This window comes from Clavibacter davisi (assembly GCF_052751415.1).
Map to the genome: position 1 here is coordinate 556,520 of NZ_CP199882.1, position 13,499 is coordinate 570,018.

The 13,499-nt window shown below is 75.7% G+C and carries 16 protein-coding genes; 10 read left to right on the forward strand and 6 right to left on the reverse strand.

Annotation, left to right across the window (positions count from 1 at the left end; all coding sequences use genetic code 11):
• Positions 1-13: 13 nt before the first annotated feature.
• Positions 14-1,000, reverse strand: coding sequence for an o-succinylbenzoate synthase (locus ACU4ZT_RS02750; RefSeq protein WP_414748418.1), 987 nt, complete (start codon positions 998-1,000; stop codon positions 14-16).
• An 82-nt stretch (positions 1,001-1,082) separates the two neighbouring features.
• Here ACU4ZT_RS02750 and ACU4ZT_RS02755 point away from each other — a divergent pair, with 82 nt between their 5' ends.
• Positions 1,083-1,994 (forward strand): 1,4-dihydroxy-2-naphthoyl-CoA synthase, encoded by a 912-nt coding sequence (locus ACU4ZT_RS02755; protein WP_063072422.1) that lies wholly within the window; start codon positions 1,083-1,085, stop codon positions 1,992-1,994.
• 19 nt (positions 1,995-2,013) lie between these two features.
• Positions 2,014-3,201, forward strand: a complete 1,188-nt coding sequence (locus tag ACU4ZT_RS02760) for an AMP-binding protein (protein ID WP_270980238.1) — start codon at positions 2,014-2,016, stop codon at positions 3,199-3,201.
• Positions 3,202-3,293: 92 nt separating this feature from the next.
• On the opposite strand, the gene ACU4ZT_RS02765 is transcribed toward ACU4ZT_RS02760, so the two are convergent.
• Positions 3,294-3,467 carry a CsbD family protein gene (locus ACU4ZT_RS02765; protein WP_015489305.1) on the reverse strand — a complete coding sequence of 58 codons (174 nt, stop codon included), beginning with the start codon at positions 3,465-3,467 and terminating at the stop codon, positions 3,294-3,296.
• A 166-nt stretch (positions 3,468-3,633) separates the two neighbouring features.
• Here ACU4ZT_RS02765 and ACU4ZT_RS02770 point away from each other — a divergent pair, with 166 nt between their 5' ends.
• Entirely contained in the window at positions 3,634-3,969 is a 336-nt protein-coding gene (locus tag ACU4ZT_RS02770) for a hypothetical protein (protein WP_414763712.1), read from the forward strand.
• Here the strand turns inward: ACU4ZT_RS02770 and ACU4ZT_RS02775 are convergent.
• Genes ACU4ZT_RS02775 through ACU4ZT_RS02790 form a run of 4 tightly spaced genes read right to left on the reverse strand, consistent with a single transcriptional unit; the run spans position 3,959 to position 7,106 of the window.
• A complete protein-coding gene (locus ACU4ZT_RS02775) occupies positions 3,959-4,513 on the reverse strand; it encodes an NUDIX hydrolase (protein WP_270980232.1) in 555 nt (184 codons plus the stop codon). The genes ACU4ZT_RS02770 and ACU4ZT_RS02775 overlap by 11 nt on opposite strands.
• Positions 4,514-4,522: 9 nt before the next feature.
• Positions 4,523-5,140 carry a GNAT family N-acetyltransferase gene (locus ACU4ZT_RS02780; RefSeq protein ID WP_445337816.1) on the reverse strand — a complete coding sequence of 206 codons (618 nt, stop codon included), beginning with the start codon at positions 5,138-5,140 and terminating at the stop codon, positions 4,523-4,525.
• A gap of 14 nt (positions 5,141-5,154) precedes the next feature.
• Complete coding sequence (locus tag ACU4ZT_RS02785; protein WP_445337817.1) at positions 5,155-5,790, reverse strand: GNAT family N-acetyltransferase; 636 nt, start codon at positions 5,788-5,790, stop codon at positions 5,155-5,157.
• Positions 5,787-7,106 carry a glutamyl-tRNA reductase gene (locus ACU4ZT_RS02790; protein WP_063072420.1) on the reverse strand — a complete coding sequence of 440 codons (1,320 nt, stop codon included), beginning with the start codon at positions 7,104-7,106 and terminating at the stop codon, positions 5,787-5,789. The genes ACU4ZT_RS02785 and ACU4ZT_RS02790 overlap by 4 nt, the downstream gene beginning before the upstream one ends.
• Before the next feature lie 146 nt (positions 7,107-7,252).
• Here ACU4ZT_RS02790 and hemE point away from each other — a divergent pair, with 146 nt between their 5' ends.
• The 7 genes from hemE to ACU4ZT_RS02825 all read left to right on the forward strand — a co-directional run bounded on the left by hemE (position 7,253) and on the right by ACU4ZT_RS02825 (position 13,357).
• A complete protein-coding gene (hemE, locus tag ACU4ZT_RS02795) occupies positions 7,253-8,377 on the forward strand; it encodes a uroporphyrinogen decarboxylase (protein WP_414748416.1) in 1,125 nt (374 codons plus the stop codon).
• Positions 8,370-9,809, forward strand: coding sequence for a protoporphyrinogen oxidase (hemG, locus tag ACU4ZT_RS02800; protein WP_445337818.1), 1,440 nt, complete (start codon positions 8,370-8,372; stop codon positions 9,807-9,809). Before hemE ends, hemG begins: the two co-directional genes overlap by 8 nt.
• Positions 9,810-9,936: 127 nt before the next feature.
• Positions 9,937-10,275 (forward strand): YtxH domain-containing protein, encoded by a 339-nt coding sequence (locus ACU4ZT_RS02805; protein WP_445337819.1) that lies wholly within the window; start codon positions 9,937-9,939, stop codon positions 10,273-10,275.
• A 32-nt stretch (positions 10,276-10,307) separates the two neighbouring features.
• On the forward strand, positions 10,308-10,724 hold the full coding sequence (locus tag ACU4ZT_RS02810; RefSeq protein ID WP_063072416.1) for a phage holin family protein: 417 nt from the start codon (positions 10,308-10,310) through the stop codon (positions 10,722-10,724).
• Positions 10,714-10,989 (forward strand): DUF3618 domain-containing protein, encoded by a 276-nt coding sequence (locus tag ACU4ZT_RS02815; RefSeq protein ID WP_063072415.1) that lies wholly within the window; start codon positions 10,714-10,716, stop codon positions 10,987-10,989. Before ACU4ZT_RS02810 ends, ACU4ZT_RS02815 begins: the two co-directional genes overlap by 11 nt.
• 25 nt (positions 10,990-11,014) lie before the next feature.
• A complete protein-coding gene (gene mptB / locus ACU4ZT_RS02820; protein ID WP_254654575.1) occupies positions 11,015-12,661 on the forward strand; it encodes a polyprenol phosphomannose-dependent alpha 1,6 mannosyltransferase MptB in 1,647 nt (548 codons plus the stop codon).
• Positions 12,662-12,793: 132 nt separating this feature from the next.
• Positions 12,794-13,357 carry a TIGR03086 family metal-binding protein gene (locus tag ACU4ZT_RS02825; RefSeq protein ID WP_063072414.1) on the forward strand — a complete coding sequence of 188 codons (564 nt, stop codon included), beginning with the start codon at positions 12,794-12,796 and terminating at the stop codon, positions 13,355-13,357.
• Positions 13,358-13,499: the final 142 nt, after the last annotated feature.

Consider the following 13,499-nt stretch of genomic DNA (forward strand, 5'->3'; position numbering starts at 1 on the left):
CGGCTCAGCCGGCTCAGGCGCGCGTCGCGAGCACGGCGTGCGTGCGGCGGATCCGGTCGAGCCACCACTCCCGGCGGTCCGCGTCCGCGGCATGGGCGTCGAGGAGCCGTGCGTCCGGCGTCACGCGGCGCACCGGGATCCGGCCGTCGACCGGCACGAGCGGCTCCGCCACCACGTCCTCGACGAAGAGCGATACCGTGCCGAGGCCGCAGTCGTGGGGCAGCTCGGGGATCGCGGCCGCGAGGTGCGCGGCCATCGAGATGCCGATGCTCGTGTCCAACGCGCTGGACACCACGACCGGCAGGCCCGCGTCCCGCGTGATGCGGAGCGCCCGGTGGATCCCGCCGAGCGGCTGCGCCTTGATCACGAGCAGGTCGGCGGCGCCGGCGCGCGCCACCCGCAGCGGGTCGTCGGCCTTGCGCACGCTCTCGTCGGCGGCGACCGGCACGCCCAGGTGGCGGATCCGCTCGCGCAGCTCGGCCAGCTCCTCGACCGTCGCGCACGGCTGCTCCACGTACTCGAGGTCGTGCTCGGCGAGGACGTGCACCGCGTGCTCGGCCTCGTCCACGTTCCAGGCCGCGTTCGCGTCGATGCGCACGCGGCCCTCCGGCCCCAGCAGGCGGCGCACCTCGGTGACCCGCGCCACGTCGTCCGCCAGCGTCGTGCCGCGTTCGGCGACCTTGACCTTGGCTGTGCGGCAGCCGGGGAACCGCGCGAGCACCCCGGCCACGCCCTCGGCCGGGATCGCCGGGATCGTCGCGTTCACGAGCACGTGGTCGCGGAGCGCCGCGGGCGGCTCGGTCCAGCCGAAGTCGATCGCGGCCTCCAGCCAGGCGGCGGCCTCGGCGTCGTCGTACTCGACGAACGGCGAGAACTCGGTCCAGCCGTGCGGGCCCTCGATCAGGACGGCCTCGCGGACGTCGAGGCCGCGGAAGCGCGTGCGGAGGGGGAGGGCGACGACGCGGGCGGTGGCGAGGAGATCGTCCAGGGCGGGGAGCATGGGTCCAGCCTCGCACCCGCGGCGCCCGGCGACCGGTGCCCGGCCGCGGACGGCCGGGCACCCGGCGCCTAGGCTGGGCGTCATGGTGAAGCAGGTCTCCGACATCCTCGATCCCACCCGCTGGCGCGACGTGCCCCTCGCGGAGGGCTTCACCGACATCACGTACCACCACGACCTCACCGGGCGGATCGCGCGCATCGCGTTCGACCGGCCGGAGGTGCGGAACGCCTTCCGCCCGCGGACCGTCGACGAGCTGTACCAGGCGCTCGACGACGCCCGTCAGGATCCGCGCATCGGCGTCGTGCTCCTCACCGGCAACGGCCCGAGCCCGAAGGACGGCGGCTGGGCGTTCTGCAGCGGCGGTGACCAGCGGATCCGCGGGCGCGACGGCTACAAGTACGGCGAGGGCGAGACCGCGGAGGGCGTGGATCCCGCCCGCGCCGGACGCCTGCACATCCTCGAGGTGCAGCGGCTCATCCGCTTCATGCCCAAGGTCGTCATCGCGGTCGTGCCCGGCTGGGCGGCCGGCGGCGGGCACTCGCTGCACGTCGTGTGCGACCTCACCATCGCGTCGGCCGAGCACGGCCGCTTCAAGCAGACCGATGCCGACGTCGGCTCGTTCGACGGCGGGTACGGATCCGCGTACTTCGCCCGCCAGGTGGGCCAGAAGGCCGCGCGCGAGGTGTTCTTCCTCGCCGAGGAGCACAGCGCCCAGCGCATGTACGAGATGGGCGCCGTGAACCGCGTCGTGCCGCACGCCGAGCTCGAGACGACGGCGCTCGACTGGGCCGAGACCATCCTCGGCAAGTCGCCCACCGCGATCCGCATGCTCAAGTTCGCCTTCAACGCGGTCGACGACGGCATGGTCGGCCAGCAGGTCTTCGCGGGCGAAGCCACGCGCCTCGCCTACGGCACGGACGAGGCCGTCGAGGGCCGCGACTCCTTCCTCGAGAAGCGCGCGCCCGACTGGTCGCCGTTCCCGTGGCAGTTCTGATCCGCGCGGGCCTGGTGCCGTGAGGCGGCTGGAGCGGCTGACGGCATCCGGCGCGGACGTGGTGCCGCTCCTCCGGGCGGCCCTCGCGGGCGACGGGCCGGCGCTGCTCGCGCGGCCGGTCGACGCGGCCGCGGCCGCCGGGGATCCGCCGCCGCCCGTCGAGGTGGAGCGCCGCGTCGCGCTCGTGGTCGAGACGTCCGGCACGACCTCGCGTCCCAAGCGCGTGGCGCTCTCCGCGGACGCGCTGCTGGCGAGCGCCGCCGCGTCGCAGACCGCGCTCGGGGCGCCGGGGCGGTGGATCCTCGCGCTGCCCACCCACTACATCGCCGGCCTCCAGGTGCTCGTGCGGTCCATCGCCGCGGGGACGGCGCCGGTCGTCCTGCCGCCCGGGCGGTTCGACCCGCACGCGTTCGCGGACGCCGCCGCGGGTCTCGACGCGCGCGTCGCCCGCTTCACGTCGCTCGTGCCCACGCAGCTGCACCGGCTGGTGGACGCCGCGGAGGCCGCGCCCGCGGGGGACGACGCGCGCCGGATCCGCGACGGCGTCGGCCGCCTCGACGCGATCCTCGTGGGCGGCCAGGCCACGCCGGCGCAGCTCGTCGACCGTGCCGCTGCGCTCGGCTGGCGCGTGGTCCGCACCTACGGGTCGAGCGAGACCGCGGGCGGCTGCGTCTACGACGGCGTGCCCGTCGCGACGGCCGAGGTCGCCGTGGTCGACGGGCAGGTGGAGCTCGCGGGCCCGATGCTCGCGGAGGGCTACCTCGGCGACCCGGCCGCGACGGATGCGGCGTTCGGGGAGCACGACGGCCGCCGCTGGTACCGCACGGGCGACGGCGGCGAGCTCGTCGACGGCGTGCTGCGCATCAGCGGCAGACTCGACGACGTCGTGATCTCCGGCGGCGAGAAGCTCCGGCTCGCCGCGGTGGAGGAGGCGGTGCGGTCGCTCGCCGGATGGGACGCGCGCCTCGGCGAGGCCGTCGCGGTGCCCGGCGAGCACGCGGGGTGGGGCCAGCGTCCCGTGGTGTTCGTGCCCGGCGGGGTGGATCCCGGGCTCGCCGATCGCGTGCGCCGCGAGCTGGCCGCGCGCCTCGGCCGCGTCGCCGGGTCGTCGTCCGTCCGCGGCGTCGAGGAGCTGCCGACGCTCCCGTCCGGGAAGCCGGACCGCCGCGCGCTCCGGACGCTGGCCGACACCGATCCGGGCACCTGATCCGCCGCGCCTCCCGCGCCCGGACATGACGAGGGGCCGGATGCTCGGCATCCGGCCCCTCGCCTCTCAGGAGGGACGTCCCTCCGAAGGTCCTACTTCTTGAAGACGTCCTTCACGTTCTCGCCGGCCTGCTTGGCGCTTGCCCCGGCCTGCTTCGCTTCGCCTTCGGCGACCTTGCTGTCGTCGCCGGTCAGCTTCCCGAAGGCCTCCTCGGCCTTCCCCGCGAGCTTCTCGCCGGTGTTCTGGGCCTTGTCGTCCGCACTCATGGGCGCTCCTTCGTTCGGTGGATGTGACGTCTCCGACGCTACGCCGGTCGGGCGCGGGCGTCACCCGGCTCACACCGGACGCTCGGGCCGGAGGGTCGCCCTCGTCCGGGCGTGCCCGCGACCTGCGCTCCCGGACGGCCCGGCACCCGCGTGGGAGGATGGGCGCATGGCCACCCGCACCCCCGACGCGCGCGCGAAGGGCCTCCTCTCCTGGCTGATCCTCGCGGTCGGCGTCGTCATCGCCGGCTTCACGGTCGCGATCCTCGTGGCCGCCATGAAGGTGGACGGGGTCGGCGAGGTCACCGGCACGCTCGTCGCGGGCGGCATCGCCACGGTCGCGGCCGTGCTCGCGTTCGTGGACCAGCGGCGGAAGGTGCGCGCCACGCGCGCGGCCGAGCTGGCGGCGCCGTCCGCGGGGGAGGACCCGGTGGCGCCCGGCTCCGCGGACGCCGCGGACGCGGGCGACCCCTCCGCCGACGGGGACGCGCCGCTCAGTCGATGAGCCGGAGCGCCACCAGGCGCTCCAGGGCCTCCTGTCCGGCGGGCGGGCAGCGGTCGGCGTCGGCGGATCCGACGAGCTCGACCTCGGCGATCTCGCCGGAGGCGACGGGCTGCTGCGACCGGTCCCGCGGCTCGGCCCGGTAGACGGTCATGCTCACGAGCCGTCCGGCGTGCACGCCGTGGGCGTCGGCGAGGACGGTGAAGAGGTCCTCGACGGTCGCCGGGTCGATGTCGAGCCCGACCTCCTCGGCGGCCTCGCGCATCAGCGCCTGCCGCGCACCCTCGCCCGGCTCGATCTTGCCGCCGGGCAGGTAGAGCACGTCCTGGCCCGTGACGCGCACCATGAGCACCCGCCGGTCGCGGATGAGGGCCAGCGCGGCCACGCGCAGCGGCCGTTCCCGCGGCGCGCCGAGCGGCCCGTCGGATCCGCGGGCGCCGGAGCCGTCCGTCCGGTCGAGGTCGTCGAGCTCGTCGAGGTCGTCATCGTCGTCGTCGTCCAGGACGGGGATGACGGGCCCGCGGGCCGGGTCGGGGGTCGAGGTCACGCGGTCCTCCTACAGTCCGTCGAGGCTCGTGCGAGCCGCCCACTCGACGTCGAGCAGGGCGACGACCACGGTATCGGCCCACGCGCCCTCGGCCCATCGGTCGTGCACGAGCAGGGCCTCCCGGCGCATGCCGAGGCGCGTGGCCAGCGCGAGGGCGGCCGCGTCCCGCGCGTCCACCCGGGCGGTGACGCGGTGCACGCCCACCTCCTCGAACAGGAGCTCGAGGACCCGGTCGGCCGCCTCTCCCGCGATGCCGGCGCCGCGCACGTCCTCGTGCAGGACGACGCCCAGCTCGGCCTGGCGGGAGGCGGGCTCGCGCAGCCGCACGTGCGCCTCGCCGACCACATGCGCGGGCCGCGGGCCCTGGGCCGGCAGCTCGACGGCCAGGGCCAACCGGTCGCCGACCGCGGCCAGCCGCGTCCACGCCAGGCGATCGGCGAGCAGGCGCGCCGCGTCGGGTCGCGCGCCCGCCGGGGGACCGGCGAGGTGCGCCCGTGCCCCCGGGGCGGTCGCGTACCCGTCGACGGCCACGAGGTCGTCGGGCGCGAACGGGCGGAGGACGAGGCGGGACGTGCGGATCGGGCCGCGCACGTCGACGGGGTCGATCGCGGGCAGGTCTCCGTGCACGGTGCGGCTCCGGGTCAGGGTGCCGGCGGCATGGCCGCCCACTCGTCGGCCAGCACGGCGTAGTAGAGGCTGTCGACCCACTCGCCCTTGACGAGGTGCTCCTCGCGGAAGCGCCCCTCGAGGCGCATGCCGAGGCGCTCGGCCATACGCGCGGAGGACGAGTTGCGGGAGTCGAGCTGCGCCACGACACGGTGGGCGCCGGCGCGCCGGAAGGCGATGTCGATGAGGGCGCGGCTGGCCTCCGTGGCGTAGCCGCGGCCGGCGAAGTCCGGGTTCATCACCCAGCCCACCTCGAACTGCCGCGACGGGACGTTGCGGAGGAGGAGGGACACGTCGCCGATGACGCGGCCGGTGCCCGCCCGCGGGGCGAGGCTCGGCTCGTCGGGCAGCTCCACGGCGAGACCGAGGAAGTCGTGGCCCTGCTCGAGCCGGGTCTTGCGGCGGCGGTCGGCGAGGTGCCGCTTCGAGGCGGCGCGGTCGCGGAGCGGCCAGAACATGTACTCGACCACCTCGGGGCGGCGCTGGATGTCGGCGAAGTCGTCGAGGTCGTCGGCCGTGTAGGGCCGGAGCACGAGGCGCTCGGTGCGCACGGGATCCGTCATCCGGAGCGGCGCGTCGAGGCGCGGGCCGCGGAGGACGCGGGGCCTCACGACGCCGAGCCCGCCTCACCGGTGCGGGGCAGCGCGACGGCGACGGGGGAGGACACCGCGGCGGGCATCTCCACGTCGAGACCGAAGAGCGCCTGCACGGCGTCGACCACGCGGGCCCCCTCGCCCTGCCGCGCGAGCTCGCGGGCCCGGACGGACGGCTGGTGCACGAGGACGCTCACGAGGTGGCGGAGCGCCTTCTCGGTGGCCTCGGACGAGTCGCCGCGCTTGCGGACGCGCTCCAGCTCGCCCTCGAGGACGTCGAAGATGTGGGTGCGGAGCGCGACGACCGCGGGGGCCACCTCGTCCTCGGCGCTCGCGGCGCGGAACTCGGCGGCGGCCGTGCTCACGATCTCGCGCGCGTCGTCCGTGGCGGTGAGGTCGCGGAGCGGGGCGTGGAGGCTGATGGTCTCGAGGTCGAGCAGCTCGACGCCGTCGACCGTGACGACGTCCGGATCCACGTTGCGCGGCAGCCCGAGGTCGATGACGAGGCGACGGCGTCCGTCGCCGGACACGGCGGCCGCGGCCTGCAGGTGGTGCGCGGCGAGCACGGACTTGGGCGCGGTGCTGCAGGTGACGACGATGTCGGAGGCGGCGAGCGCGCGGAGCAGGTCGCGCCCCTCGACCGCGGGGATGCCGTGGGGGCCGGCGAACTTCTGCGCGCGGCCCGAGGGGGAGTAGACGTGCACGTCGACGACGCCGCGGTCGCGGAGCGCCGCGAGGCTCGCGCCCGCGTAGGCGCCCGTTCCGACGAGGAGGACGCGCGTGGCCGACCAGTCGGCGATGCGGCTCTCGGCGAGGTCGAGCGCGAGGCGGACCATGGAGCGCCCGGCGCTCTGCAGGCCCGTGCGGGTCTTGACGCCGCGCGACGTGTTGGACGCGGTCTGGAAGAGCCGCTCGAGGCCGGTGCTCGTGGTGCCGCCCGTGCGCGCGCCCTCGAGCGCGCGGCGCACCTGGCCGGCGATCTCGCCCTCGCCGACGACGACGGACTCGAGCCCGGAGGACACGGCGAACAGATGCTCGGCCACCGCGTCCCCGCACTTCACGTCGACGCTGCCGCGGACGTCGTCGCGGTCGATGCCGCTGGCGCCGCTGACCACGTCGACCGTGGCCTCGACGGCCAGCGCGCGGGCGGCGGTGAGGGGCTCCTCCACGTCGAGGTAGGCCTCGAAGCGGTTGCAGGTGGCGAGGACCACGGCCCCCGCGATGAAGTCGTTCTGCTCCATGAGCGTGCCGGCGACGGAGGGTGCGGCCACGGACAGCTTCTCGAGGACCTCGAAGCTGGCGTTGTGATGACTCGCCGTCAGACATATGAGCACAGTCCATGGTAAACCTCCCGGCCGTGTGGTCGGGGCCGGTGAGGGTGCCCTGCCTCGCCGCCGCCGGACCCGGCCGTCGGCCGCCCGCAGCCGTCCCGTCCTCCTGCCGCGTCCCCAGTCGAGCGGGCGCGCAGGCGGGGGATGCGATGATCTCCTCCGTGATCACGCCCGCATCCTCCGCCCCCGCGCCCGCATCCGCCGCCCTCCCGCTCCCCGCGGAGCACCCGCTCAACACCCGCACCGCGTCGTCGCTGCTCGTGGAGGCGTACCGCGGCCGTCGCGGGGACCGCGCACCCGTGTGGTTCATGCGCCAGGCCGGCCGCTCGCTGCCCGAGTACCGGGAGCTGCGCGTCGGCACCCGCATGCTCGACGCGTGCCTCGACCCGGAGATGGCGAGCGAGATCACGCTGCAGCCCGTCCGCCGACACCACGTGGACGCGGGCATCTTCTTCAGCGACATCGTCATCCCCCTCAAGCTCGCGGGCGTCGGCGTCGACATCGTCGCGGGCCGCGGCCCGGTGCTCGAGAAGCCCGTCCGCACCGCCGCCGACGTGGCCGCGCTGCCGGCGCTCGACCCGGCGGCGCTCGAGCCCATCCGCCAGGCCGTCGCGCGGACGGTCGCGGAGCTCGGCGACACCCCGCTCATCGGCTTCGCGGGCGCGCCCTTCACCCTCGCCGCCTACCTGGTGGAGGGCGGGCCGAGCAAGGACCACATCGCGGCGCGCGGCCTCATGCACGCGGATCCCGACGCCTGGGACGCGCTCATGCGCTGGTGCGCCGAGATCACGGGCGTCTTCCTGCGCGCGCAGGTCATGGCGGGGGCCTCCGCCGCGCAGCTCTTCGACTCCTGGGCCGGCGGCCTCTCGCTCGCCGACTACACGCAGCGCGTCGCCCCGGCGTCCGCGCTCGCGCTCGACCACGTGCGCACCATCACGGCGGCCGACGGGCGCACCGTCCCGCTCGTCCACTTCGGCGTCGGCACGGGCGAGCTCCTCGGCGCGATGCACGACGTGGGCGTCGACGCGGTGGGCGTCGACTGGCGCATCCCGCTCGACGAGGCGTCGCGCCGCCTGGGCGGATCCGTCCCCGTGCAGGGCAACGTCGACCCGGCGCTGCTGGCCGCGCCCTGGCCCGTCCTCGAGGCGCACGTCCGCGACGTGCTCGAGCGCGGGAAGGCGGCGCCCGCGCACATCCTCAACCTCGGGCACGGCGTGCCGCCCGAGACCGACCCGACCGTGCTCACGCGCATCGTGGACCTGGTCCGTGGCTAGCGACCCGCGGCAGGCGGCTGGCGAGGTCGACCCGACCGACGTCGTCGTGGTCGGCGGCGGGGTGGGCGGCCTCATCGCGGCCCGCGCCTGCGCCCTGGCCGGGAAGCGCGTGATCCTCGTGGAGGCGTCGCCCGAGCTGGGCGGCACCGTCGGATCCCACGTGGTCGACGGCCTCCGCCTCGACAGCGGCGCGGAGAGCTTCGCCACCCGCCGCGGCACGGTCGCCGCGTACCTCGGCGAGCTGGGCCTCGCCGACCGCATCGTGCAGCCGAACCCGGACGGCGCGTGGGTGCAGCTCGCCGAGCGCGCCATCCAGCTCCCGCGGACGGGCCTGCTCGGGATCCCCGCGCATCCGTTCGACAGCACCATCGCCACCGCCATCGGACGCCTCGGCGTCGCCCGCGCCAAGGCCGACCTCGTGCTCCCGGCCTCCGTCGGCGCGAAGGAGCGCACGCTCGGCGGCCTCGTGCGCGCCCGCATGGGCGACCGCGTCGTCGACCGGCTCGTCGCCCCCATCGTCTCCGGCGTGCACAGCGCCCACCCCGACGAGGTCGACGCCGACTCCGTGGCCCCGGGCCTGCGCGCCGGCCTGGCCGAGCACGGGTCGCTCGGGCGCGCGGTCGCGTCCATGCGCGCCGCCTCGCCCGCGGGATCCGCCGTGAGCGGCATCGTGGGCGGCGTCCACCTCCTGGTCGACGCGCTCGTCGCCGACCTCGAGCGCCTCGGCGTCGACGTGCGCACCTCCCTCGCCGCGGGGTCGGTGCACCGGCACCGGTCGCACGAGGGCGCCGCCGCGTACGACGACTGGCACGTCGAGCTCGCGGACGGCCGCGGCATCGACGCGGCCGCGGTGGTCCTCGCGATCCCGGCGGCCGGCCTCATCCGCCTCTTCTCCGGCCTCGCGCCGCGCGCCGTCACCGAGGGCTGGCCCGAGCCGTCCTCCGTCGAGCTCGTCACGCTCGTCGTCCGCGCGCCGGAGCTCGACGCCGCCCCGCGCGGCACGGGCGTGCTGGTCTCCGCCGACGTGCCCGACGTCCGCGCGAAGGCCCTCACGCACGCGACCGCCAAGTGGCCGTGGCTGAAGGAGCTGGCGGGCGACCGCCACGTGCTCCGCCTCTCCTACGGGCGCGCGGGCGGCCAGGACGACACCGCGGGCGTCCCGGACGACGAGCTCACGGCGATCGCGGTGCGCGACGCGTCGGCCCTGCTCGGGACGGATCTCGCGGGCCGGGCCACCGGATCCGCCCGCGTGCGCTGGACCAACGCCCTCCCGTTCGCCGCCTCCGGGCACCGCGAGCGCGTGCAGGCGGTGCGCGACGAGGCGGCCGAGCACCCGGGCCTCGAGATCACCGGATCCGCCGTCGCGGGCACGGGCCTCGCCTCCGTCGTCGCCGACGCGTCGGCCGCCGCCGACCGCGTCCTCGGCCGCTGATGCGATCCGCGCCGGCCCCCTGGCCGGGCAGCGCCCGCCCGGCCGCCCCCGACCACGCGGGTGCGCCGGAGGGATACGCTGAACGGACGTGCGCCCCACGTGCCCCCTCAACGATCGGAGATCTCCCATGAAAGGCAAGCTTCTCTTCGTCGCCGGAGCCGGTGTCGGCTACGTCCTCGGCGCCCGCGCCGGACGCAAGCGCTACGAGCAGATCCGCACGAACGCCAAGAAGGTCTGGGACGACCCGAAGGTCCAGCGCCAGGTCGACAACGCGGCCGGCTTCGTGAAGGACCACACCCCCGACGTCGCGCACGCGGTCGTCGGCGGCGCCAAGAAGGTCGTCGGCACCGTCACCGGCGGCAAGAAGGACCCCTCCACCGGATCCACGCCCTCCAGCGCGTCCACCTCGTACCCCACCATGGACCCCGCCTCGCCCGAGCCGAACGGCTCCGGCACCTCCCGCTGACCCGCCCGCCCATCCCCAGGAGGGAACCCCGCATGACGGATCAGGATCTCAATCCGAAGAGCAAGCGCTCGCTCGTCCGGCTCGTCGCCGACCTGCCGACCCTCATCGTCCAGCTGGTCAAGGACGAGATCGAGTCGTTCAAGAACGAGCTCGTCTCCAAGCTCAAGCACGCGGGGATCGGCGCCGGCTTCCTCGTCGTGGCGCTCTTCTTCGCGTTCATCGCGTTCCTGGTGCTCGTCGCCGCCGCGATCCTCGGCCTGTCCGAGGCCTTCTCGCCGTGGCTCTCCGCGCTCATCGTCGCGGGCGTCTTCCTCCTGATCACGGTGGTGCTCGCGCTGCTCGGCATCCGGTGGCTCAAGAAGGGCGTCCCGCCGACGCCCGAGGAGACCGTGGACAGCCTCAAGGAGGACGTCGACGCGGTGAAGGGGACCGGCAAGTATGAGCACTGATCGCCCCCGCCCCGTCGGCCCGCGCTCGCGCGCGGAGCTGAAGCTCGACATCCAGCACACCCGCGAGGAGATCGCCGCCACGCTCGACGCGCTGGAGTCGAAGCTGAACGTGCGGCGCCGCGCGAAGGACGGCATCGCCGACCTGCGTCGCCGGATCCGCCGCACGGCGGACGAGGACCCGCTGCTGCTCGTGGCCGTCGGCGTGGGCGCGGTCGTGGTGATCGGCGGCGTGGTCTGGGCCGTGTCGCGCGCCGCGCGCCGCTGACCCGGACCGGACGGGACCCCTCGTCGTGCCCGCGCACTCCCGCGCCGCCGTGGACCTACCCGCGTCGCGGACCCCGCGTGATCCCGACGCCCTCGGGCGGCACCCGCTGGTGCTGCCCGGGCTCGTCGGCTTCGGCGGCGCCCTCACGCTCGCGGTGTCGTCCTTCATCGTCGGCCACGCGCCCACGGAGTCCCGCCTCTCGCACCTGGCCGTGCTCGGCAGCCTGCGGGTGTCGCCGACGGCGACCGGGATAGCGTCGGTCGCGGTGGTCGTCGGGGGCATCCTCATGATCGCCGCGTGGCTCCTCCTCGGAGCGCTCCTCCCGCGACTGGGCAACCGGGCGATCCGCGCGATCATCGGCCTCTCCGCCCTCTGGACGACGCCCCTGCTCCTCAGCCTCCCGCTGTTCAGCCGCGACGTGTACTCCTACATCGCGCAGGGCCGGGTGCTCGGGGCCGGGCTCTCGCCCTACGAGCACGGTCCCGCGGTGCTCGCCGACTGGCGCTCGACGGGCGTCGACCCGCTCTGGGCGCACAACCCGGCGCCGTACGGGCCGCTGTACCTCGTCGTGGAGCGGGCGCTCGGCGCCATCGACACGGCCATCGGCATCGAGTGGGCCGTGGTGGCCGCGCGTCTCGTGTCGGTCGCGGGCGTCGTGCTGATGGTGTGGTGCGGCTACCGGATCGCCCGCCGGCGCCGCATCGATCCCGTGCGGGCGCTCTGGTTCCTCGCGGCGAGCCCGCTCGTGAGCTTCAACTTCGTGATCGCCGCGCACAACGACGCGCTCATGATGGGCCTGCTCGTCGCCGGCCTCCTGGCGGCCATCGACTCGCGGCCCGTGCTGGCGGTGCTGCTGGTGACCGCGGCCGTGGCCGTGAAGCCCATCGCCCTCGTCGCGCTGCCTGTCGTCGCGATCGTGCACGCGGAGATGCGGGCGCGCCGCGTCGACGACCGCGCGCCCGCCGGCGTCGCGGTGGACGGATCCGCGGGCGCCGTCGTCGGCCTCCGCGCGCCCACGCGCGACCCGCGCGTCTGGGCGGCCTGGACCGCGTCGGGCATCGTCGCGATGGGGCTCCTCGCCCTCGGCGGGGAGCTGCTCGGCGTCGGCCTCGGCTGGATCTCGGCCCTCTCGAGCCCCGTGTCGGTCGTGTCCTGGTTCATGCCGTTCGGCCTCGCGGCGGGCGCGATCGGTCCGCTCGTGGACGTGCTCGGCGGCCCCGGCGAAGCGGTGGAGGGCGGGATCAAGACCGCGGGCATCCTCATCGGCTTCGCCGGCGCGGCGTGGTGCATCCTCACCACCCGGACGCTCTCCGGCGAGGCCCGGCTGGCGCTCGCGTTCGCGTGCATCGTCGCGATGTCGCCCGTCGTCTACCCCTGGTACGGCCTGTGGGTGCTCGTCGTGCTGGCGGTCGTCGGCATCGCGGACGGCGCGGCCATGTCGCTCGCGGTCTCGGCGACGGTCTTCCTCGTGGGCGTGAACCTGCTCGAGCCCATGGCGGTCACGCACACGGTCGCCTCCGGGTGGCCGCGGCTGGTCGTCGTGCTGGTCGCTGTGGTCGGCGTCCTCGGGGTCCTCGCGCCGGGGCTGCAGGGGCTCGCGGGGACGGATCCCTTCCGCGCGCTGCGGGCGCCCCGCCACCAGTTCTCCGCCGCGCGGGTGCCGCCAGCCTGATCCGCGCCGGCCTGATCCGCGCCGGCGCGACCGCGCCGGGCGGCGGCACCGCCCCGCTCCCCGGACCGGCTCCGGGAATGCGCGCGACCGCCCTGGACGTTCCCCCGGGACACCACCGACGGGAGCGCGACCATGGACACCGAGCACGACTGGACCGACCTCATCCGCCGCGCGCACGACGGCTTCGGCGACCGCCTCCGCGCCGTCACCGACTGGTCGGCGCCCACCCCCGACGTCGAGTGGGACGTCCGCGAGCTCGTCGCCCACGTGATCGAGGAGCAGCAGTGGGTGCCGCTCCTCCTCGCCGGTCACACGGCCGAGACCGGGCAGGCGCTGATCCGCCGGCTCGACGACGACCTCGTCGCCGAGTGGGGCCGCTACTCCCGCGAGGCGCTCGCCGCCTGGCGCGACGCCGATCCCGAGCGCCCGGTCGCGCTGTCGACCGACCGCGTCCCCACGCGCGAGTACCTGCGCGAGCAGCTGTCCGACGTCGTGATCCACGGTTGGGACCTCGCGCGCGCCATCGGCGCCGACGAGCGCATCGACGACGACCTGGTCCGCGCGACCTGGACCGTCTTCGAGCCGCAGCGCGACACCCTCGAGGCGAGCGGCCTGTTCGCCTCGCCCGTGCCCGTCGGTGAGGACGCGCCGCTGCAGGTCCGCCTCCTCGCGCTGACCGGCCGCGACGCGCGCTGACCGGCCGCGACGCGCGCTGACCGGCCGCGACGCGCGCTGACCGGCCGCGACGCGCGCTGACGGGCCGGCAGGGCGCCGACCTGCGGATGATCTGACGGCCGCCCGCCCGATGCGGGACGGGGTGCCCGGGCGACGTACCATG

Bases quoted from the DNA above. Each gene is read 5' to 3' on its own strand.
- ACU4ZT_RS02765 (WP_015489305.1), bottom strand. From the start codon at position 3,467: ATGAGTGCGGACGACAAGGCCCAGAACACCGGCGAGAAGCTCGCGGGG.
- hemE (WP_414748416.1), top strand. From the start codon at position 7,253: ATGATCTCCTCCGTGATCACGCCCGCATCCTCCGCCCCCGCGCCCGCA.
- ACU4ZT_RS02805 (WP_445337819.1), top strand. From the start codon at position 9,937: ATGAAAGGCAAGCTTCTCTTCGTCGCCGGAGCCGGTGTCGGCTACGTC.
- ACU4ZT_RS02815 (WP_063072415.1), top strand. From the start codon at position 10,714: ATGAGCACTGATCGCCCCCGCCCCGTCGGCCCGCGCTCGCGCGCGGAG.
- ACU4ZT_RS02825 (WP_063072414.1), top strand. From the start codon at position 12,794: ATGGACACCGAGCACGACTGGACCGACCTCATCCGCCGCGCGCACGAC.
- ACU4ZT_RS02810 (WP_063072416.1), top strand. From the start codon at position 10,308: ATGACGGATCAGGATCTCAATCCGAAGAGCAAGCGCTCGCTCGTCCGG.
- ACU4ZT_RS02770 (WP_414763712.1), top strand. From the start codon at position 3,634: ATGGCCACCCGCACCCCCGACGCGCGCGCGAAGGGCCTCCTCTCCTGG.
- ACU4ZT_RS02755 (WP_063072422.1), top strand. From the start codon at position 1,083: ATGGTGAAGCAGGTCTCCGACATCCTCGATCCCACCCGCTGGCGCGAC.
- ACU4ZT_RS02750 (WP_414748418.1), bottom strand. From the start codon at position 1,000: ATGCTCCCCGCCCTGGACGATCTCCTCGCCACCGCCCGCGTCGTCGCC.